This is a genomic window from Methylomonas sp. LW13 (assembly GCF_016865255.1).
Taxonomy (GTDB): Bacteria; Pseudomonadota; Gammaproteobacteria; order Methylococcales; family Methylomonadaceae; genus Methylomonas.
Genome location: NZ_CP033381.1, coordinates 3,995,005 through 4,016,707 on the forward strand (window position 1 = coordinate 3,995,005; position 21,703 = coordinate 4,016,707).

A 21,703-nucleotide genomic window follows, 5' to 3' on the forward strand; every position below is an offset into this window, starting at 1 on the left:
GGCCATGTCGTGGTTGCTATCGCTTTTTAATCAAGATTCCGTGCCGCACACACTACTAATTATCAGCCTGGTAGTGGCAAGCGGCCTGGTGTTGGGCAGAGTAGCGCTGGCCGGTATTCAACTGGGCATCGCCGGCGTGCTGTTTTCCGGACTGCTATTCGGGCATTTCCAACTGAGCATTAATCCGGAAGTGATGCATTTCTTGCGAGAATTCGGCTTGGTACTCTTCGTTTACGCGATTGGTTTGCAAGTCGGCCCCAGCTTTGTCAGCTCGTTTTTTCGTTACGGCTTGCGGCTGAACGGCATGGCCGCCGCGATTGTGCTATTGGGCGCATTGATCACGGTCTTGATCAGCATTGTCGGCGAGATTCCGATGCCGGTAGCGGTGGGCCTGTTTTCCGGCGCCACCACCAATACCCCATCGCTGGCCGCCGCCCAGCAAGTACTGGGCGGGATTGCCGGCATCGACAGCGAAACCTTGAAAATGCCGGGCTTGGGCTATGCGGTGGCCTACCCATTCGGTATCGCCGGCATCATTCTGGCCATGCTACTAAACAAACGCTTGTTTAAAGTCGATATAGCCGACGAAGCCAAAAGCTTTGCCGACCAACAACAGCAAGACACCCATGTACCGATCTGGAAGGATTTGCGGGTGGAAAACCCTAATCTGAACGGTTTAACGCTGAGCCAAATTCCGTTTTTCGAAGGCATGAACGTCGTTATGACCCGGATTCTGCATAACGGTGCCGTCGATGTTGCTGGCCAGGAAAGCCGCCTGGCAATTGGCGACACCATCCGCCTAGTCGGCGAACGTGAACCTTTGGAACAACTGAAAATTCTGATCGGTCCGGAGTCGGATATCGATCTAAAACAAATTGCCACCAATTTGCAAAGCAGACGATTGGTAGTCACCAACAAATCCGCGATCAATCAAACCGTCGGCAATCTGTGCATGCTTTACGGCGTCACCATTTCCCGAATTCATCGGCCTGATGTCGAGTTCTCGCCTACCAGCAATGTGCATGTCCACTTCGGTGACGAGCTGAATGTGGTGGGTCATCAGGAAGCGTTAAACAGTATCGAAAAAGCCCTGGGTAACTCGCTGGAAGAACTCAACCATCCTCAGATCATGCCGATTTTTATCGGCATCTCGCTGGGAGTTTTGCTGGGCAGTCTGCCGATGTATTTACCCGGCATTCCTTCCGCGGTAAAGCTGGGTATGGCCGGCGGGCCGCTCTTGGTGGCGATTATGCTCAGCCGGGTGGGTAATTGGGGCACGATGACCTGGCATTTACCGAAAAGCTCCAACATCATTTTAAAAGACATCGGCATTGTGTTGTTCCTGGCCTGCGTCGGTTTACACTCCGGCGATCAATTCGTCGAGACGTTGGTAAAAGGCGACGGTTTTTACTGGATGGCCTGCGCGGCGATGATCACCTTACTTCCGCTCCTGATCATCGCCGCCGTGGGCCGGATAGTCTATAAACTCAACTTCCTGACGCTTTGCGGCTTGCTGGCCGGCAGCATGACCGACCCCCCCGCGTTGGCGTTCGCCAATAACCTCAGCCCGGCAGCGGCTGTGTCGATGGCCTATGCGACCGTATACCCGTTGGTCATGATTCTGCGGATCATTGCCGCGCAGTTGATTATATTGTTGGTGCATTAAATCCGACTCATTTACCGGATTATCTGGTTCGGCGGCTAAAATCCCCGAGCCAGCGAAGACGGGTACTGCGATGACATCGAGCTTAAACATCAACTACCAAAATCTGGCGACCCGTGATGGCGAGTTATATCTACTGCCTGCTTTCTACCCAACCGGCATTGCAGACAGTTATTTGCACAGCTTATTGCAAAACCTGGCCTGGCAAACCGAGCAAATCCAACTTTTCGGGCGTTGGGTGCCGGTACCGCGATTGATGGCCTGGTACGGCGACCCAGGTGCCGACTACCGCTATTCCGGGGTTGATCACCAACCGTTGCCCTGGACCAGCGAGCTACAATCCATACGAAGCGACGTCGAAACCGTTTGCCAGCAGTCTTTCAATAGCGTCCTCGCGAATCTGTATCGCGACGGCCGGGACTCGATGGGCTGCCATGCCGATAATGAAAAAGAGCTGGGAGCGAACCCGCTGATTGCTTCACTGAGTTTCGGCGAGACGCGATTGCTGCGCTTTCGACACGCCCGCAGCTGCACGGTGCTGGATATCGAGCTAAGGCACGGCGATTTGCTGATCATGGCCGGCGAGTTGCAGCACCATTGGCGCCACGAACTTCCCAAAACTCGCCAAGCCAAGCAAGCCCGGATCAATCTGACTTTTCGGCGGATTGTGTCAACGCCCACTTCGCCCGCGCTATCCGCAGCGCGTTAACCTTATCGACCACCAACTGTCTGAAATCCTGTTCCGCCGGTAGCTTGCTGATTACGCGAGTATTGTCACCATCCAGTTTCACCAGATAGTCTTGGTTTTCGGCAAATACACTAACCATATCCCGGTTGTCGCCGCGCCGATGAATGATGTATTTGGGCGAGGTTTTTGCTGCGCCGAACAATATCCCGTTCCAATCCGAATAACATTGTTTGCCCGCCGCCAAGCCCTGCAAAGTATTAAAAACATCTATTTGTTGATATTGATTGTTTTCCACGCTTGCCGACTGATCACCATGGGCAATCACTAAAGGCACTTTGGCCGACGCTTTATACTGGCCATATAACTCAACTTCGGCTTTTTTTAAGGGCGTCATCGAATGATGGTCGCCGACAATAACCAAGAGACCATTCTTGAAAAAACCGTTATTTTGTAGCTCTCGATAAAACCGGCCTATTTGCTTATCGGTATAGGTAATGGCTGCCGATTCGGATTTTTCCTTAGTCTCGGGATTAATATAGGGATGATGGCTGCTAACCGTTTTGATAAACAGCAAAAAATTATTTCTCTTATTTTTCTCTATCCTGTCCAAGGCTCTTAAATATAAGGCCTCATCCGGCGCGGCCTCAAAATGAAACCGTTCCCACTTATCGTACTCCGGCTGGTCGTGGCCTTCGACATAATCAAACCCCACACTTTTTGCCCAGACTCCGGTATTACCAAACTCCAAATCTGCAGTCGTTAAAAATTCGGTTTTATAACCGTGCTTTTTAAGGATATTGGGCAGGGAATTTTTTATATTATAAAAACTATAAAACGACGTACCGCCGTCGTCGGTGTAACTGGAGGGCGGATAGAGCGGCTGCAAGCCCGTCAGCAGCGCGACTTCGCCATCTTCGGTGATAAAACCGTTGGCGTAAAAATTCTTGAACGCTTGATGTTGGCGAGCAATTTCATCCAGATTGGGCGTCCAATCGTGGATGCCGGAGAAAAACCGGCTTTGATAAGCGGAAAGGGACTCCACCATCAAAATAATAATATTCTTAGTGTCTACCGGCTGAGTTTGGCAGTCTATATGCTCTTGAAAACTGAAGTTATCGACATAGGCGGCGCTATACGGCGCAGCCTCGGATAATATGGTTAAGTTATAATCAATGACATTTTTATAAATCCAGGCATGGGCGTATTTTTCATTATCGGCAAACGCCGCGGCCAACGGTAAACCGAGAATTAAGCAGAAGGGCCACTTTTTGATATAGGGATTTATGGATTTAAACCTTACCCACGAAAAATATAACGGTACAGCCAAGACTAATGCGCTAAGCCCAAGCATACCAAAATCGCTTAATCCATAAATTTGCTGAATATATTTATACGAATAATCCGCATATTTTATTGCGTCACCCAAAGCCAAATGGGTATTAAAATTAACGATAATGGCGTAATCGATAATATAAAGCGCAAACAACAACAAAGCCGCCAAACGTAATATTGCTGCCAGCCCACGCATGATAGTCGGCAGAAACGAAAAATACAGCAATATAAAAATACCGCCATAAATCAGCGCGTCATTACATAAAACCTGAGTAAATCCCAGAAAACGGGTGCCGGTATAGTGATAAATAAAATTATCGACATACCACCCTTTCAGCAGCAAGGGCACAACCAAAATAAGCCATAAAACCGTTTTGCCCATGCCGAGGAAGCAGTTGAAAATGCGGTTAATCGCGAGTTAACTTCAGGAAGTGAAAGATATCAACTTCAATTACACCGAATGCAGTGATCCACAGCAACGCATCGTAAGCATCCAGCCATTCTGACTGCATCAGCCAAGCCACAACCATACCGATCAAGCCGATAAATACCAGCACGGTGACCAACCAAAACGCCTGCCGGTGCCGCTCCACCAAAGCCGGCCAGCGCACTTCCAACTCGAGCAACACGATCAATCCAAACCAAAGCAAGGAGTTGACCACATCCAGCCATTCGTTATCGCGGACGTAGCTGCCGAACACCAGCGCAATCACCACAATCAATACATTCCGCACTGCGTGCAAGGTACGCTCGTTGAATGGCGAGGCCTCGACGGTTTCCAGCTCGAACATCACCAACAATATCACCCAGGTCAGCGCATCAACCGCCGTCGTCAGCGTATCGACCGCTGCGTATATGCCGATATTCAACGTCAACAAGGCCAGTATCGCCAGTTTGTATTTGGGGTAGGTAAGAAAAAACTCGGCGTTGGGCATAACGGTAAGATCAATTGAGTCGAACGCCAAACTACTCATGGCAAAGGTTTTACGGAAAAGACATGAACCATGACGACACCTGGCTGGCGCCGTCATGACCAACAGGGATTATTTAACGAAACAGGCTTTTTCCGCCTCGGCATCAGCGTCTTTCAGCTTGGTGCGCAAATCCTTCGATTGTTTGGGATCGCGAAACGCCGCGCCGGCTTCGCCTGGGGTTTTTTGCATCTGGGTAAAGGTTTTGGCCGATTCGTATTCCTCGAAGCTGAGTTTTTCGGCGATTTTGTCGATTTTGCAACCGCAAGCGTATTGGCTGATATAGGTTAGGCCGCCGTGCTTAGCCACACATTCCAGCACGTATTCGACGCGGTCGCGGGTGGGATAATCATTGACCAAAACCGCAGGCTCGCCGGCAGCGGCGTCCGGTTTTGAATGTTCCTGGGTAGCGGCGCAACCACTTAACAGCGTTACAACAGCGAGAGTAGCGAAGAATGATTTTGTCATGGTGCTCGTTTTTTCGTTATAGGGATATTAAATTATTGCTCGGCGGCGAAGTCGACAATCTGTCGTAATTGCGGGTTCATTTCCTTGGCAAATTTATTCAAGGCGGGGTTGCCCGTATCTTCCGGTAACAAATGCGTCCTGACGATGGTTTTACCTTCGAATTGATAGGTCACCACATTGCAGGGCATATAGCCTATCGCGTGCGGGGTGATTTCCAGCACTACTTTTGCCAACGTCAGATTGCAAAACTGTACCGTATCGTATTCCGGAAAGTTCGTGGCCCCTCTGTCGCGGATGACCTTCCCCACCCGACTGTGGCCGGTAATGCGAAAGTTATGTTCGGCAATCGCTACTTCCAGTTCGGTCAATACTTCGTCGTAGGGTTTGCTGGTTTCCACCTGGTAATACGTCACTTCTTCGGTATGCACAGACTGCGCGGCACAACTTGCAATCAACGGCAGGCTTGCGAAAATGACGACTCTTTTAAACATCGGCAAAGCTTACCATCATGAACGGGCAAAACAAAGTGAGCGGCGTAGTGCTGGCGGGCGGTATGGCTCGGCGCATGCAGGGCCAGGACAAGGGCTTGTTGATATGCCATAACCGGCCCTTGGTGAGTTATGCGCTGGCCGCCATGAACCCATTAGTCAACGAGTTATTCGTCAGTGCTAATCGCCATCAAGACCAATACCGGCAATTCAATTATCCGGTCATCAGCGATGCCGAACTCAGCTTTGACGGACCGCTGGCCGGCGTATTGGCGGCGATGCAGACCGCTCAGCATCCGATATTACTGGTAGCGCCGTGCGACTCACCGTTGGTTGCAAGCATGCATTTGCAACGCTTGCTCGACGCATTAATAAGCCAGGATGCTGACATCGCCGTGGCATTTGACGGCGAACGCTTACACCCGGTTTTCGCCGCGCTGAAAACCAACTTGCAAACAGATTTACAGAGCTATCTCGGTAGCGGTGAGCGCAAGTTACAGACATGGTTTCATCGGCATGCAGTGGTCAAGGTCGATTTCCGCGACTCACCGCACATCTTCGTCAACATCAACACCCCGGCTGAATTATCGGCTGTGGAGCAATCCCTCGCTGAAATCTCGCCTTGACCGCAACACGGCATAGCGCACTCGCTCAATGCACCGCCTTTTCGCTGCTGACAATCAACAAGGCTTCGCCTGAACGATTTCCCAGCACCGTGGCATGCATGCGCACCGGAATAATTTTCTGATCTTTCGTAATGCGCTTGGTCTTGATACTTTTAACTCCGCCAGCAACTATCAATTCCTGAATCAGTTGTTGGGTAATGCCCCTTTCATCGTCAGAGACGATCTCGGCAAACGTCATACTGGCGGCGTCCAAGCTATCCCAGCCGTATAAGATTTCGGCACCTTTATTCCAAGCGGTAATCTTACCTGACACTTCAAACAGAATGATCGCTTCGTCGGTATCCATCACTATCGTGGCCAGCTTTTGCAAACAATTTAAACATTCCTGTTTTTCGACTTGGTGCTGGTGAACGTAATCGCGCTCGGTTAACGCGATTAACTCCCTGGCCGAGTTCTCGGCCTGGAACATACAAGCCGACGCCGAAACGTGCACCACCTTACCGGATTTGCTCAGCCGCTTGGCCTGAAACGACGGCAAGGTGTTACCCACTTTCAGATTGCTTAAACCTTGCTTGGCAAAATGCTTTTCGTCGTCCGGAATCAGATTGTAAAAATTCATTCCCAGCGCTTCATGCGCCGACCAGCCATACAGTTTCTCGGCGGCATGATTCCACGTCACGATGGTACCGTCCGGTTCGAGCAAGGTAATCGCATCGTTGGAAAACTGCACAAACTTGGCCAATCTCAGTGTTTCCTGCTCTTCACGCTTATGCAACTCCAATTGCGCGCTTTTCAGCTGATTGATGTCCACAAAAGTCAAAATAACGCCGGCATTGACTTTCGCAGAAACCACGTAGGGAATTACCCGCAATAGATACCAGGTGCCGTTTTCAAGTTGAATTTCCTGATCGAAACAGTTGTGTTGATCGTTGACACCTTTAACGACAGCGATAACATCCAGGTCTTTGATGGTATGCGTCAAGTGATAAAACGGCCGCCCGAGATCGGTTTCCAAAATATGGAATATCGACTGTAGTTTCGGGGTAAAACGCCTAATATCCAGATTCTCGTCTAAAAACAGTGTAGCGATATTGGTACTATTGAATAAGTTATCCAAATCGTTATTCAGTAAGGTCAACTCGACTATCTTGCCCTGGTGTTCGGCATTGACGGTATAAAGCTCTTCGTTGACCGATTGCAACTCCTCGTTGGTGCTCTGCAATTCCTCATTACTTGCCAATAATTCTTCGTTGGTGGCTTGCAATTCCTCGTTGGAGGTTTCTAACTCTTCCACCGTAGCTTGCAGGTTTTCGCGGGTAAACTGTAATTCTTGCTCTAAATCGATAATGCGTTGTTTGGCGTCTAAATTGACATCGTAGATCAGGGTTTCCGTCTCGCTAAAACAAGAAGGATCCACCGTCTCAGTAATCATCGCCGCCACTAAGATTTCTTGGCCCTTCTTGCCCGGCAGGGGTTTAAATTGCAGTCTAAACGTCCGCAAACTGTCCTGCTCTCTGACCCGAATATTGGACAACACAATTTCGTTATTCGCTTTTAAGGCTTTTTGGATACCTGTGGAAATGGGTATGGATAAATCTTTTTTAACAATTTTACTGACATTACTCACCAGTTTGCCGCTGGGATAACTCAAATAATCTTTAGAATCGCCGAAAATATGGGATATTTCCATATTTTCATTAATTATCATCGTAAACGGCAAGACATCATTCGATATTGCCCTGATGAACCGGTCCAATACTCTTTCTTCCTGACCACTAAGCGCATTCGAGGAGCGCACCGAACTCGGATACGGCGCGTAAGTCATTAAAGCACTGGGGGACGCAGTAAAACCCAAGGATTTATATTTGCCTTTGGAGCGATATAGTTTTGATTTGGCACTTGCCACATCGAAATACTCACCCATATCGCCTATCGTTTCACTGGTACCAAGCACCAACAAGCCTTCCTTTACCAGAGAAAAGTTGAATAACTCCAATATTTTCTTCTGTAAAACAGGTTGCAAGTAAATCAACACGTTTCGACAACTGAGAATATGAATATTGGTAAACGGCGGATCTTTAATCAGGTTATGCTGGGCAAACACCACCATTTCCCGAATTTTTTGACTGACCTGAAAATAATCTTCCCGGCGAATAAAGTATTTCGACAGGAGCTTGGGCGGAATATCCGCAATAATACTTTCCGGATATTTGCCGTTACTGGCTTTCTCAATGGCTGTTAGATCGACATCGGTCGCAAAAATCTTCACGCGAAAATAATGTCCTGAATACTCCCGATATTCCGATAACAACATCGCCAAGGAATAAGCTTCCTCCCCGGTGGAACATGCGGTCACCCAAACTCGTAACTCATCTTCTTGCAATAGCTTGACAACTTTTTTTAACCAATGCTCACGAATATCGTCAAATACGTGCTCGTCGCGAAAAAAACTGGTAACCCCTATCAACAACTCCTGAAATAACACTAAAACTTCATGAGGATTTGTTTGCAATAAGTTTAAATACTCGGATATATCTTTTAAGTGATTGATCGATATACGCCGTTCAATGCGTCTAACTACCGTATTGGGTTTATAAAAGGTAAAATCGATTTTGCACTTTTCTCTAAGGATTGAAAAAATCCGCGTGATGTCACTGTCGTCAGACGAGACGATATTTTTTTCCTGTAAGGTGGCATAGGGATGCTTAACAAACGCCAACAACTGACCGGGCATCTTCTCCGGCGGCAAACTAAAATCCGCCAAACCCGTAGCAAAAGCATTCTTGGGCATGCCGTCGAATTTGGCGGAATTTTCGTCTTGCACCATCACCATGCCGCCGAATTCTTTGATGGCACGAATACCGCGTGTGCCATCACTGCCGGTGCCGGACAAAATGATACCTACCGCCAGCTCTCTGGCGTCCTCGCTCAAGGAGCGCAAAAATATATCGATCGGCAGATTAATCCCTTTGCTGGGATCTTGCTCGGCCAGCAATAGCTGGTTGTGAAACACCGTGACGTTTTTCCGGGGCGGAATCAAGTAGACGGTGTTGCGCTCGATTTTCATACCGTCCTCAATGCGCTTTACCGGCATGGCGGTATGTTTGGACAATAGTTCAGCCATCAAACTTTTATACTGTGGTGACAAATGCTGAATCACCACAAACGACAAACCGCTATTCGCAGGCATATTCTTGAAAAATGCCTCAATCGCTTCCAAGCCTCCGGCCGAAGCACCGATCCCGACAATATACTGCGGCGGCACTTTTACAGTGTTTTGATTATCCATAAAACCATGTTATTTAATATCAATCGTTTAAATCAATAAAGCCTCTGGACAACATTACCCTTCACGCGGCGATAAAAAAAATCAAGCCTTATTTGCGTCGGTGATCACGTCGCTAATATTTGTGATAGTCACGACTAATTTACGCGCTTTCAAATCAAACGATTCGCCTGCTGTATCGCTACCGTCATCCGCATTACCTTTAATCAAAGCAGGAAAAGCCAAATTCTTATCGCCTTGCAAACGCAACTGCAAACTTTTATGGGCTGGCGCTTTGAAAAAAGCATCAAAACGGTGAATAAATATATTTTTATCTTCTTCGAAGATTAGCTTGGAAAAATGGGTTTTCTGCAATTTACTGGCTTTATAACCCAACATATCTGCAAACGTATGATTTGCTTGCTCTATAAAACCTTGATAATCTAGGGTGATAATACCCACCGGAACGCAATGGTAAGTAAAATTTAACTTATTATTTAGGCGGGATAACTCAAATTGCGCTTTTTGCAGCTCTTCATTCTGCATTTGCAATTCAATTTGGTAAACTTGTAAATCATAAAATAAGCGCTGAATTTCTTCCGGCGTAATACTACTGATTTCTTGCGGCGTGAAATCTATAATTTTCTCCGCCATTTCTTTTAATTTAGCAGCATGAGAATCTAATGTCATAACAGTATTTCCTTATTAATTTATATTTATTTTTTGAAAAACTTAGTGGAAAACTCAAGTTCCCACTATTTCTACTCCCTATCGATTCGTCCACTTGTATCCTCTTCGGATTTTACCGATACCTTACCTGCAACTTATTGAATTAAAACCTGACGCAGCGCCCAGCACTGGGATTGTAATACAGAACAGATACTCGAGCGTTTGCTGCGTAGTGTTTGCCTGCCTTAATATCCCTAGTTTTTACTTGAACATTTATTTCAAGCGGTGAATTTTTTTGTTCCCGAATAAACAGATATCCGCGCAAATAAACCACCGCCTTTTCTGGTCAAACACAAGCAAGCTCAGCCTAGTTTTCCGCAAAATATCAGCACTGGCAAACACTACAATTAGTGGCGTTAATATCCGTCCGATCAAAGGTTGTGTCATTTACGCCGCATTATGCTAACGTAAATTTTTTTTTGCTTGGAACCACGATGAAACGATCCACTCTTGCCATCATTCTGACATGCTGTTCGTCGGGTATTTTTGTCCCATCAGCCTTTGCAATCACTACGCCGGCAGATCAGGATAAATTGCGCATTCATACCAGCATGCCTCGAAGAACCAGCGATTCGCTGTTTTCATACACGGCGGAATGGCGTATCGACGATGGGGAGCTATATCGTTCTACCGGCTTGAGCTTTCTGAATGCGCATAAGTTTGATGATCCGACACAGGCTCACGCGGTCACCAAAAAACTACTTACATCAATGAAAGACGGCATGATTCAGCTCGATCCGAATTGGCGCGGCATCACTATTACCCAACCGCCGGAACAAGCAGAATTAATCATCGCCAACAAAACCGGCTATTCGTTGACCACGGTAACGGTTAGAGATTACAGCAACCAAGGCTTGCGTTTCGATCTTGCCGATAAAAATTTCAACGCCGACGGCGTGCAAGTGGCTTTTGATCTGGTGTTCAGCGCGGATGTGGAATATCTGGACGGCTTTTCCTCGAAAAAAGCCCTCACCGCCTCACAAGGCGAAATCGAAATTAAGATAGACGACCAAAAACCGATTCATATCAAAACCGACGGTAAAACCACTCGCGAACTCGAGCAAGAAATCGCCAAACAGTTGAGTGTCTCTCACCTTGCTGAAACACCGCTTTATCCTGGCATGGTCAGCAACGATACCCGCAACAACAAACCGTTCGATGGCAGCGAAGTGCAATTTTTAAATCTTGCCGCCAAATCGATTGCCATTGACATTACCGACCCCGCCTTGGGCGTACTCGCCAAGTTCAAATTCAAAGACGACAATCATTCGGTGAAGGTCGTGGAACCGCGTTTCATGCTTGGCGCGTTGGCCTTGACGGTACTTTTAGCCATTATCTATTTTCGGCGCAAAAACCAGCAGAAATCGATATAACAGTTCTAATCTCCGGGTGGCCGCCAGGGCGCGCGGCCACCCGGCTTAAGGTTTAAATCAATGCCCGGAATGTTCAGGCTGCTTATCGGTGACGCTGGTTCTACGCAAAATATAGCGATCAGCAAGTTTGCCGGTGAACCGGTTGCCGCTAGTATCCAACTGAATCAACGCATCTTTTTCAACCAGATATTGCTGGGAAGTTGCGCCATTCTTTGGCGTCAAAACCAGAGTATTGGCTTTTTCGCCAGGGGCAAATTTGCCCTTTTCAGTAAACTCCCTTTCCGATTTCCCCAAAAACTGGGTCATCAGCAGATAACTGCCGTTTTTGTTCAAGGCCAACGTGGTTTTCACGCCGATACAGTCGGCACAAGGGGTTAAGCCAGTATAAATCCCTGGCCAATCCATACTCTTGTGTTCGTGATGAGCATCCTTATCGTCAGTCCCCGCCGTTTCGGCAAGCACTAGATTAAAAGCAGAAAAAGCAGCCATCACCAGAAAAATGACCAGATTTTTTTTTAATTTTGATCTAACTGTTCGCATATTTGCTCCTGAGCAAACCGTCGCTAATAATAATTTTTTGAGTACGTACCACGCTGGAAATCCTTTGTACACCGGAGTTCATTCACGAAAAGCCTGGCTAAGGAAAAATCTGCAGTAGACACCCCATGCCCACCGTTTGATTTCTATTCATTGCCCTAAGCACATACAGTTGCTTTTTTAAAGCTCCGCTTACAAAACCTCAGGATTCCAACTGCCTATTGTGGCATAGCTGCAAAGGATTGACTGATTTCAATCAACAAACATATTTAACGAAAGCAACAAAGCTTTAAAACGGAAATACCGATAGATTCAAACCGATCATCGCGACATTCATTACAAATCCATAGTTAGCCATGGTTTTGCGGAGTTTCGACTTAAACATCGCCACGGCAGCCAACGCTAAGCCAACCAGATCCATCACGATAAAAGCCACCACTAAGAAGCGTAAGCCATCGCTGTTGGAGACGCCATCCGTAGCGGCATAGATAGGAAATAAAATAAATAACCATATAACAAAGTTACAAGCTGCCAGCAACAACGCCGCATTAGAAAACCCAAGTAATCGAAATTTCACATGGCGGGGCGGCGTTTCTTGAAATTCGTTGATCGGTTGATTCATTGTGGCTACCGCGGGTTAGTAATTCGACACGGACGCTTGCAAGCAGTGTTTCGAAGTTTCATGCCAGCGGGTCCCGTTAATTGTTTTGGAGCAAACTATCGGTTCGCACCAAATAGTGACACGACGAGTTCGCCATTACCAGTTTTTTGGCTTTTTGACACGAATCGGAGATTTCCAAGCGCGCAGGGTTTGTATATCTCCCGCTCTCCATCGTATTCCCCGCGCCGTTAAATGCCGAGGCCTTTCTTGGCACGCTTTCAGCCCACCCTCCTCTAACAATTAGTACCCCTGATTTATTGCTTTCGGTTAGCCCGGCGCTAAAGGTATGATTACCCTAGCAATCAGATGGTAAAGTCATCAGTAAGAATGACAAAGCCCCTGCTGTTCATGCCGTTGGTTGCCAACCTAATTCCTATCAAAACGCATACAAGAAGGAAGGATATGAACAATCTCTCTGAAGAAGAACGTCAAAAAATTTTGCAAAGCTCACCGGTCGGCACCTGGGCATTGATGTTGATAGTCGGCGGCGGCATGGTCGTAGCCTGGCTGTTGATGTATTACGGCATCTTTTTGCCTCGCGGCCATATTGGTTAAGGGGGAGACATGCATATCGATAAACTGGAAAAAAACTGGGCCGGTATCTCCTTGGGGATAGCCGGTCTGTTTGTGACCGTCATTTTGGGGTCAGCGTTTTTTCACGGCATTCACGCGCCGAGTAACGTCGAAACCATAGACTCCGCCAAATTGCATCTCTCGGCCGAATTTGCCGAGGATAAACTCGGCGTACAACATAACGCTAACGGTAGCGTCACCGTGCGCATGGTAGCCGGCCGCTACGGCTTTTATCCGAAAGAACTCACCCTGCCCGCCGAAACCGAAATCACTTTTCGCTGGGTGAGTCTGGATGTAATTCACGGCGTGCATATGCCGATGACCAATATGAGCACGATGATCGTGCCCGGCTACGTTGCTCAGGTAAGCACCGCCTTTCATCATGCCGGCGAGTATCCAGTGCTTTGCAACGAATATTGCGGCATGGGCCACGCGCATATGTGGAGCAACATCAAAGTGGTGAGCAAGGCGCAATGGGAAGCGCTCAATAAACAAGGGGGAGCAAATCATGGATAACGCAGCGGAAAAAAAATTGGCGCTAACCCATTTCTGGGTGGCGTTTGGCTCGTTCGGGCTGGCGGCAGTGATGGGCCTGTATCAGGTCATCGAGCGTAGCGGCTTCTTCGGCTTTCTGGAATCGCGGGAAGTTTACTACGCCTCGGTCAGCACCCACGGGGTGTTGATGGGCTTTGTCCTCACCACATTTTTCATCATGGGCTTTGGCTATTATGTGGCCAACACCACCTTGAAACTGCCGGTGTGGAATAAGACTTTTGCCTGGACCGGCTTCGGCGTGGCATTGACCGGCGTAGTCTTGGCGGCATTACCGTTGCTGCTGGGCCAAGCTTCGGTGCTGTTCACCTTTTATCCGCCATTGATGGCGCATCCGCTGTTTTACATCGGGGCAACCTTATTGGTGGTTGGCTCGTGGTTCTGGTGCGTGTCGATGATTGTCATGTACATGCAATGGAAAAAGGCTAATCCGGAGCAACCGGTGCCGCTGGCTATGTTTGCCACCACCGCTAATGCTATCCTCTGGCTGTGGACCAGCGCCGGCGTCGCCGCCGAAGTCTTGTTCCAGCTGATACCCTGGGCCTTGGGCTGGATCGATACCATTGACGCCGGTTTGGCGCGCACGCTGTTCGCCTGGACCCTGCATCCTATCGTCTACTTCTGGCTGATCCCGACCTACACCGCGTTTTATACCTTGGTACCCAAGCAAGCCGGCGGCTTTTTGTTTAGCGACGAAATGGCCAGAGCGGCGTTCATTCTATTAGTGGTATTCAGCTTGCCTATCGGCTTTCACCATTTGTACATGGACCCGGAACAAGGCCACGGCTGGAAAATCCTGCACGCGGTCGGTACCTTTGTCGTCACCCTGCCAACCTTCATCACCGGTTTTACTGTGATTGCCTCTCTGGAAATCGCCGGCCGTTTGAACGGCGGCAAGGGCTTGTTCGGCTGGATTGCTGCCCTGCCCTGGAATAATCCCATGGTATTGGCCATCATTCTGGGCTTGTTGATGCTGATCTTCGGCGGCTTCGGCGGCTTGGTTAATGCCAGCTACGCGATGAACGCGATGGTGCACAACACCGCCTGGATTTCCGGACACTTCCATCTGATCTTCGGCGGCACCACTATCATCATGTACTTTGGCATTGCCTATTACTTCTGGCCGATTTTGACTGGCAAACCGCTGTTCTGCCCTTCCATGGCCATCGCCCAGCTGTGGAGCTGGTTCATCGGCATGATCATCATGACCACCCCTTGGCATATTCTGGGCTTGCTAGGCCAGCCACGCCGCATCGATAGCGTCAATTACAACAATCTGTTGACGATTTCCTGGGAACCCTACGAGGTAACGATGATTTTCGGCGGTTTGATCCTGGTCGTTTCGGCCGGCCTGCTGGTTTACAACCTGTATAAAACCCATTTCGGCAGCGAAAGCTTCCAGGGCGAAGTGGAATACGCCGAGCCGATTCACGCGGTCAGTAATCTGCCCGGCTATCTAAACAACTTCACCTTATGGAATATCGTGATCGGCGTGTTCATGCTGATCGCGTTCGGCTATCCGATCCTGCAATTCTTCTTGATGGAAACCTTTGGTTCAGGCAGATGGGGGGTCTGATCATGAAAAAACTCATTCTAAGCGCAGCATTAGTGTTGCCCAGCGCGGCTTTTGCCCAGCCTTCCTCACAAGTCGCCTGGACTGCCGAACAGTTAAATTTCGTGAAAGCCGGCAATCCGCAAAAAGGCGAAGAACTGGCCAAGGCTTGCAGCGCCTGTCACGGCGAAAAAGGCATCAGTATCTCGGCGGCGTTCCCGTCGCTAGCCGGGCAATTGCCGACCTATTTGTACAAGCAATTGCAGGATTATGCCGACGGTAGCCGGGATAACGCGATGATGTCGGGCTTGGCCAAAACCCTGAGTAAACAGGACGCCGCCGATTTGGCGGCATGGTTCGGCTCGCAACCGCCAGCCTTCCAATCGAAAACAGTAATGGTCTATGAAAAAGCCGAAGCCTTGGTTAAAAACGGCAGCCGTGAGCGGGTGTTACCACCTTGCGAAGTCTGCCATGGTGGCGACGGCAAGGGCCAAGCCGTCGATATTCCGGCCATCTCCGGCCAAAATGCCGATTACATCTCGGCCACATTGCATGCGTTTAAGGAAGGCTCTCGTCACAACGACATCTACAGCCGGATGCGCATCATCGCGCAAACCCTGACTGATGAAGAAATCAGCGAACTGGGTTATTACTACCAAAATATCAAAAACTAGTAACATGCTTGGCACGGGAGGCAAGGCTTTTGCCTCCCGTTTGAAACCTTGCGCTAAGCGATACCCTGCTCAATAACCCGGAAAACATCTATGTCTGATCGCAACCAAACACCTGTTAAATATGCGTACAAAGGCGCCAATCTGATCAGCTTCGGCCTCTCGATCAAATTGCTGTTCACCGGTTATCTAACGACGATAGCCGCCGGTTATTTGATGGCCTTAATCCAGATTTTGTTTACCCACGGCATGGCCGACGGCAAATTCGGTTTGTCGATGGACGATATTGTTTACAGCTACTATGGCGACCGCTCCGGTTCGGTGTTGGAATCCAAATTAAATGGATCGATGAAATATAACGCACCGGAACAGGAGCGTTTCAAAATCATTCAATGGGTCAGGGATGGCGGTGAGGAAGCGGTTTATAACAAGGACATCAAACCCATCGTCGAGCAATTTTGCATAGGCTGTCATAGCGCCAATGCCGGTTCGTTGCCGGATTTCACCAAGTTTGAAAACTTAAAAAAGCTGACCGAATCAAACGAAGGCGCTACCTTTCAATCACTGACCCGGCTGTCGCATATCCATTTGTTTGGGATCAGTTTTATTTTTATGTTTGTCGGCATCATTTTCAGCTTTAGTACCGGTGTGCCTTGCAAATACAAATACCCCGCCATCGTGATGCCTTATTTGTTTCTACTGATAGACATCGCCTCGTGGTGGCTGACTAAACTCAATCCCCACTTCGCCTTATTGGTGATTGTCGCCGGGGCCGGCTTGGGCGTTTCCTTTGCCTTTATGTGGACCGTGTCCATGTATCAAATGTGGGTACTGGGCGGCATTCTGAAGCAATCCGACCGCCGCAATGCAATATTGCGCGATTAACTGCTGCGTTGCTTGATAGGGGCACCGGATAATTTGTAGGCGCCCCCTTTGCGATAACAAGCGGCGAATTTAATCGGTAAGTTGTTCCGCAGTGGCTAGAATTTTCGCTAAATCGTCATTCTGGCTGTCGAGTATTTCCAGACAAACCGCCTCATCCAAGCCCAGCAAGTCCGGCACTTCCTCCGGACACACCTGGTTCGATGCGTCGCCTATGCCTAAACGTCCCAACAGGCAATCGCTGTAAAACGTCAGCAGATTCAGTTGGTGGTTTTCGCCGCGATAGAAGGGGTTGTGATGGTGATAGACAATATCGGTAATCATGCGCGGCATCGACCACACATTCATCAGCCAGGCCCCAATTTCGGCATGATTCAGCCCGAAGGCAAAAGTTTCCAGATTGAAAATCGCCAGACTGGGATTGGCGGTGATCAAGCCACTCAAATAACTGAATTCGTCAGGAAAACGATGCCCCAGTAACGGGAAACCGATATTGTGCATCAAGCCTGATAAAAACAAGGCTTGCGGCTCAGGTCGCGTAGCGGCCGGCATAACGGCGGCCAACTGCGCCATCAAGCGGGTGCTGGCCAAGGCATGGGTCCAGAACATCCGCGTACCTATCTGCCCCTCCTTCGGCGATTTCAACGGTGCCAGCACCGCCAAACCCAAAGCCAAATCCAATACAAAATCAAACCCCAAAACACGAGTAATCGCATCATGCACGGTCGTGATCTGGCCGCGATAACCGTAGAGCGCAGAGCTGGCCCAACGGGTAATTTGCGCTGTCAATAAAGGGTCGAGTTCGATGATGTCGGCTAATTTGCGCGCATCCGCGCTGGGATCGGCGATCAGGTTCAATATGCGCAGCGCGCTGCCGGGCAAAGGCGGCAGCGCTTTAATCTGGGCGATAGTCTCGCGCATGTCGCGCGGAGGGGTCAAACCGTTGCGTTGCCGGCTGCCAACGTTATCAAGCGTCCAGTTTATCAGGTTGGATTCCATCATTGCCCCGCCACTTAATTTAGATTGAGTCGGTTAAGTTTACGGTACAGCGTTCGTTCACTGATATTCATTTCCGCCGCTATCAACTTGCGATTCCCCTGATACTTGCTGATCAAACTATTGATAAACTCCGCCTCGAATTGCGCCATGCTGTTAATTGGCGGGGAATATGCATCGCCACTTGCCTCACTGGCGGCGGCCGGCTCCCCTACTGCTTGGCGCTGCATAAAATGTATGTCGGCTTCTTGAATGCTTTTATCCTGACACAAGCCGGCCGCCAATTGCAGACAGTTTCTCAGCTCGCGAATATTGCCGGGCCAAGCGTATTGGATAAGCTTGATTAAGGCCGATTGCGTCATTGTATAGCCGCTATCGGCCTCGGTGTTTAACTGCGCTAAAAAATGATCGATCAATAAGGGCAAGTCCTGTCTACGCTGCCTCAGTGGCGGCACTTCGACCGGAAACACCGATAAACGGTAGAACAAATCTTCGCGAAACCGACCGGCTTTGACCATGTCCGCTAAATTTCTATGCGTAGCACATACCACTCTGACATTGGCTTTTTGCATCGCCGTGCCGCCTACCCGCCGAAATTGGCCGCTTTCCAGGGCGCGCAGCAGTTTGGGCTGTTGCGACAGCGGCAAATCGCCAATCTCGTCGAAGAACAGGGTGCCATTGTTAGCTAATTCGAATAAACCTTTTTTTGCAGATGTCGCACCGGTAAACGCACCCTTTTCATGCCCGAACAATTCGCTTTCAAATAACTCTTCGCCCAGAATCGTACAATCGACAATCACAAAATTGCCATCCGCCTGCCGGGAATGGCTATGCACAAATTCCGCCGCCAATTCCTTACCGGTGCCGGTCTCACCCAGCAACAATACCGGTGCTTGCGTATCCGCCGCCTGTTGCAGCCGAGTTTTATATTGTGCAAACGCCGTCGACTTACCGATCATGGCCGGTGCCTCGTTGCCTTTTGCCGCGGATCTTTTCAACACGGTTAGCGTTTCGCCTAAATACAATGTGGCATCGGCATCCAGCAACGGAAAACCGCGCGCACTAAAAGAACGCTGGGAACTGGCATCGTTGGTGTCGGCAAAAATACCGGCGTAGGCTTCCAGAGTTTGAAACAAGCGCTGATGGCGGCAATTGCGGTTTTCGACGCAGCAGGGTTGGCCGACCAAATTCTGCCGCATGACGCCAAAACTCTGTTCCCAAGCGCGATTCACTGCCACGATGCGTAAATCGGCGCCGATGATGATCAGCGGCAGATCATGAGTTTCCAGCAACGATTCCAGCGTAAAGGCACTGTGCGGCATAAATTCCTATCAATGTTTTCGGTGTTGTTAGCGCGTTAAAGGCCATTTAAACCCTTCAGCCCTTGGCATCAATGTTGCGCAATACCGCTAAGGATAACTCATTCATCACCAGGGAACATCTATCAAAGTTGATCAACTGCCGTTATGAATACGCCTATGTTTTAACCCTAGGGCAAGCGAAGCAGCATAACTATAGACTCAGATGCGCCTACTGGGTGGGTCATCAAAACCGCGATGGCGAGAATAAGTGTCTCATTCATCCCACAACGATCAGGTGTGCCGGTATGCGAGCCACTGCTAATGACCGCAATCCAGTGAAAAAAGGGAAGTTAAGAATTTCAGGAAAATGCAAAATATGATGGGCAACAACGATATGACAATCGTTGGCATACTGCAGCGTCGGGGCTTACTAACCAAACGGGGCCGGCAATCGGCCCCGTAAAGTTTTTTTTGACTGGAGCGCCTATTTACATCTGCGATTGCAGATAGTTTTGAATGCCGACTTTTTCGATCAGGTCCATCTGGGTTTCCAACCAATCGACATGCTCTTCTTCGCTTTCCAGAATGTGTTCGAACAATTCCCTGCTGACGTAGTCGTTGATGCTTTCACAATAAGCTATCGCCTCTTTCAACAAAGGCAAGGCCAGATGTTCCAATTTAAGGTCGCATTCCAGCATTTCTTTGGGGTTCTCGCCTATCATCAAACGGCCGAGACTTTGTAGATTGGGCAATCCTTCCAGAAACAAAATCCTTTCGATCAACTTATCGGCGTGTTTCATTTCGTCGATCGATTCGTGATATTCCTTTTCATTCAGCTTTTGAAAGCCCCAATTTTTGAACATCCGGGCATGCAAAAAATATTGATTGATGGCAGTTAATTCGTTTTCCAGTGCCTTATTTAAAAATTCGATTACTTTTTTATCGCCTTGCATGTCAAATCTCCTGGGTTTTTATGATTAGTTGGGCGTCATTCGCAGCCTGCAATAGCCGACATGCATTTTTTCTATCCAAAATTTGCGCAATGTCCTTGTTACATTTACCGCAATCGCCCCCGACGCCGAAACATTGCACCAACTGTTTCCGCGAGCATAAACCGCTGTCTATGGCAGCATCGAGCTGACTGTCGGTGACGGCTTTGCAAAGACACACGTACATGGGCTACGCTACTCGCCTGCGCTGAACTTGCGCGGGATCGGCGGTGATTTTACGATAAATCTCCACGCGGTCCCCTTCCTTAACCGACGCATCCAATTTAGCCAGTTTACCGAAAATCCCGACCTTTTGGTTCTCCAAATCGATCTCGGGATATTGCGTCAACACGCCGGACAATTCAATCACTTCGGCGATGGTACTGCCCTCCGGCACTTCCAGCCGCAACCAGAGTTGCCTGTCCGCCTGCGCATAACATACACCCACATTCATAGTTTACGCCCCTTCTTCCAAGACAACCGGATCAATAATGGTCGGTTCTGTAATTTTGGCCGCCGCTTTCCGGTCCAACAAGCGTTTCAATGCCACCATGAAACCCAGCATGATGAAGCCACCCGGCGGCAAAGCCATCAGCAAAAAACCTTTGTATTCCGGAATCAAAGTGGTTTCCAAAAACCGGAAACTTTCCCCCAACAGCACAGAGGCGTTGGCGAATAAAGTGCCGGCGGAACTAATCTCTCGCATCGCCCCCAGTACCACCATCGCCGCAGTAAAACCCACCCCCATCATCAAACCATCCCACATCGACGGCATCACCGGTTGCTTGGAAGCAAACGCTTCAGCTCGACCGAGAATGACGCAGTTGGTGACAATCAACGGGATAAACAGGCCCAGTACCTTATGCAACTCATGCATCCAGGCGTTTAGAAAAATATCCACCAAGGTCACCAACGCAGCAATCAGCAGCACGAAAATCGGGATGCGAATTTCAGATGGAATCAGATGCCGGCTAACCGATACGGCGGCATTGGATGCCACCATTACCACCATGGTCGCCAAGCCCATGCCCAAGCCGTTGGTTGCCGTCCCGGTCACTGCCAGCAACGGACACAGCGCCAGATTTTGGGTCAGCACGACGTTGTTGTCCCATAGGCCGTCGCGAGCGATTTTTCTGTATTGTTCTGAAAACAGAATCGAAAGATTCATATTGGTTTCTCCAAAAATCGTGAGCAAGTGTTAATACCTGAGAAGATCGCGACGATTTTCTTCCCGTATGCCGCGCCGAGCACCGAAGCGTTTGGCGAGACCAGCCCGATAGGGGAGCGGCATGGATGCCGCTCGTTTTCGGAGGGGCTGGGAAGCCCCTTTCGAAAACCCTCGCCAAACGCTTCGGAGCGCAGGAACAAAGCGGCGTTCGGGCCGCC

General features: G+C 49.1%; 23 protein-coding genes. 9 read left to right on the plus strand and 14 right to left on the minus strand.

Going from position 1 to position 21,703, the window contains the following annotated elements; genetic code table 11:
* Positions 1-4 precede the first annotated feature (4 nt).
* Together JL719_RS17980 and JL719_RS17985 are read left to right on the plus strand one after the other, a co-directional pair.
* Entirely contained in the window at positions 5-1,666 is a 1,662-nt protein-coding gene (locus tag JL719_RS17980) for a putative transporter (RefSeq protein ID WP_051669687.1), read from the plus strand.
* 70 nt (positions 1,667-1,736) lie between these two features.
* Positions 1,737-2,372 carry an alpha-ketoglutarate-dependent dioxygenase AlkB family protein gene (locus JL719_RS17985; RefSeq protein ID WP_033155628.1) on the plus strand — a complete coding sequence of 212 codons (636 nt, stop codon included), beginning with the start codon at positions 1,737-1,739 and terminating at the stop codon, positions 2,370-2,372.
* On the opposite strand, the gene JL719_RS17990 is transcribed toward JL719_RS17985, so the two are convergent.
* The 4 genes from JL719_RS17990 to JL719_RS18005 form a co-directional block, all read right to left on the minus strand.
* Positions 2,308-4,065, minus strand: a complete 1,758-nt coding sequence (locus tag JL719_RS17990; protein WP_033155629.1) for an LTA synthase family protein — start codon at positions 4,063-4,065, stop codon at positions 2,308-2,310. The two genes, JL719_RS17985 and JL719_RS17990, sit on opposite strands and share 65 nt — an antisense overlap.
* A gap of 25 nt (positions 4,066-4,090) precedes the next feature.
* Positions 4,091-4,657 carry a hypothetical protein gene (locus tag JL719_RS17995; RefSeq protein WP_225892888.1) on the minus strand — a complete coding sequence of 189 codons (567 nt, stop codon included), beginning with the start codon at positions 4,655-4,657 and terminating at the stop codon, positions 4,091-4,093.
* A gap of 69 nt (positions 4,658-4,726) precedes the next feature.
* Complete coding sequence (locus JL719_RS18000) at positions 4,727-5,122, minus strand: hypothetical protein (protein ID WP_033155631.1); 396 nt, start codon at positions 5,120-5,122, stop codon at positions 4,727-4,729.
* A gap of 32 nt (positions 5,123-5,154) precedes the next feature.
* Positions 5,155-5,613, minus strand: a complete 459-nt coding sequence (locus JL719_RS18005; protein WP_033155632.1) for a DUF302 domain-containing protein — start codon at positions 5,611-5,613, stop codon at positions 5,155-5,157.
* Positions 5,614-5,630: 17 nt separating this feature from the next.
* Between JL719_RS18005 and mobA the strand changes: the two genes are divergently transcribed.
* On the plus strand, positions 5,631-6,236 hold the full coding sequence (gene mobA / locus JL719_RS18010; RefSeq protein ID WP_033155633.1) for a molybdenum cofactor guanylyltransferase MobA: 606 nt from the start codon (positions 5,631-5,633) through the stop codon (positions 6,234-6,236).
* 25 nt (positions 6,237-6,261) lie between these two features.
* Here the strand turns inward: mobA and JL719_RS18015 are convergent, their stop codons facing one another.
* Both JL719_RS18015 and JL719_RS18020 read right to left on the minus strand, forming a co-directional pair.
* Entirely contained in the window at positions 6,262-9,525 is a 3,264-nt protein-coding gene (locus JL719_RS18015) for a chemotaxis protein CheB (RefSeq protein WP_033155634.1), read from the minus strand.
* Between the two features lie 81 nt (positions 9,526-9,606).
* A complete protein-coding gene (locus JL719_RS18020) occupies positions 9,607-10,191 on the minus strand; it encodes a PAS domain-containing protein (RefSeq protein ID WP_033155635.1) in 585 nt (194 codons plus the stop codon).
* A gap of 473 nt (positions 10,192-10,664) precedes the next feature.
* On the opposite strand from JL719_RS18020, the gene JL719_RS18025 reads away from it, so the two are divergent.
* Complete coding sequence (locus JL719_RS18025; protein ID WP_033155636.1) at positions 10,665-11,603, plus strand: hypothetical protein; 939 nt, start codon at positions 10,665-10,667, stop codon at positions 11,601-11,603.
* A gap of 57 nt (positions 11,604-11,660) precedes the next feature.
* Here the strand turns inward: JL719_RS18025 and JL719_RS18030 are convergent, their stop codons facing one another.
* Both JL719_RS18030 and JL719_RS18035 read right to left on the minus strand, forming a co-directional pair.
* Positions 11,661-12,215, minus strand: coding sequence for a copper resistance protein NlpE (locus tag JL719_RS18030; protein ID WP_225892889.1), 555 nt, complete (start codon positions 12,213-12,215; stop codon positions 11,661-11,663).
* Positions 12,216-12,429: 214 nt separating this feature from the next.
* Entirely contained in the window at positions 12,430-12,762 is a 333-nt protein-coding gene (locus JL719_RS18035) for a hypothetical protein (protein WP_033155638.1), read from the minus strand.
* A 441-nt stretch (positions 12,763-13,203) separates the two neighbouring features.
* Between JL719_RS18035 and JL719_RS18040 the strand changes: the two genes are divergently transcribed.
* From JL719_RS18040 to JL719_RS18060, 5 genes are all read left to right on the plus strand, one after another.
* Positions 13,204-13,356: a hypothetical protein gene (locus JL719_RS18040; protein ID WP_051669688.1), complete on the plus strand. Its 153-nt coding sequence runs from the start codon at positions 13,204-13,206 to the stop codon at positions 13,354-13,356.
* Positions 13,357-13,365: 9 nt separating this feature from the next.
* Positions 13,366-13,890 carry a cupredoxin domain-containing protein gene (locus JL719_RS18045; RefSeq protein ID WP_033155639.1) on the plus strand — a complete coding sequence of 175 codons (525 nt, stop codon included), beginning with the start codon at positions 13,366-13,368 and terminating at the stop codon, positions 13,888-13,890.
* Positions 13,883-15,502 (plus strand): b(o/a)3-type cytochrome-c oxidase subunit 1, encoded by a 1,620-nt coding sequence (locus tag JL719_RS18050; RefSeq protein WP_033155640.1) that lies wholly within the window; start codon positions 13,883-13,885, stop codon positions 15,500-15,502. The genes JL719_RS18045 and JL719_RS18050 overlap by 8 nt, the downstream gene beginning before the upstream one ends.
* Before the next feature lie 2 nt (positions 15,503-15,504).
* Complete coding sequence (locus JL719_RS18055) at positions 15,505-16,152, plus strand: c-type cytochrome (protein WP_033155641.1); 648 nt, start codon at positions 15,505-15,507, stop codon at positions 16,150-16,152.
* Between the two features lie 90 nt (positions 16,153-16,242).
* Entirely contained in the window at positions 16,243-17,034 is a 792-nt protein-coding gene (locus JL719_RS18060; protein WP_051669692.1) for an Aq_1264-related membrane protein, read from the plus strand.
* A 69-nt stretch (positions 17,035-17,103) separates the two neighbouring features.
* On the opposite strand, the gene JL719_RS18065 is transcribed toward JL719_RS18060, so the two are convergent.
* The 6 genes from JL719_RS18065 to rsxE form a co-directional block, all read right to left on the minus strand.
* Complete coding sequence (locus JL719_RS18065) at positions 17,104-18,033, minus strand: HDOD domain-containing protein (protein WP_084153217.1); 930 nt, start codon at positions 18,031-18,033, stop codon at positions 17,104-17,106.
* A gap of 11 nt (positions 18,034-18,044) precedes the next feature.
* Positions 18,045-19,349 (minus strand): sigma-54 interaction domain-containing protein, encoded by a 1,305-nt coding sequence (locus JL719_RS18070; protein WP_033155642.1) that lies wholly within the window; start codon positions 19,347-19,349, stop codon positions 18,045-18,047.
* A gap of 467 nt (positions 19,350-19,816) precedes the next feature.
* A complete protein-coding gene (bfr, locus tag JL719_RS18075) occupies positions 19,817-20,281 on the minus strand; it encodes a bacterioferritin (protein WP_033155643.1) in 465 nt (154 codons plus the stop codon).
* A 1-nt stretch (position 20,282) separates the two neighbouring features.
* Positions 20,283-20,504, minus strand: coding sequence for a (2Fe-2S)-binding protein (locus JL719_RS18080; protein WP_033155644.1), 222 nt, complete (start codon positions 20,502-20,504; stop codon positions 20,283-20,285).
* A gap of 3 nt (positions 20,505-20,507) precedes the next feature.
* Positions 20,508-20,771, minus strand: a complete 264-nt coding sequence (locus JL719_RS18085) for an RnfH family protein (RefSeq protein WP_033155645.1) — start codon at positions 20,769-20,771, stop codon at positions 20,508-20,510.
* 3 nt (positions 20,772-20,774) lie between these two features.
* Positions 20,775-21,485, minus strand: a complete 711-nt coding sequence (gene rsxE, locus JL719_RS18090; RefSeq protein ID WP_033155646.1) for an electron transport complex subunit E — start codon at positions 21,483-21,485, stop codon at positions 20,775-20,777.
* Positions 21,486-21,703 lie beyond the last annotated feature (218 nt).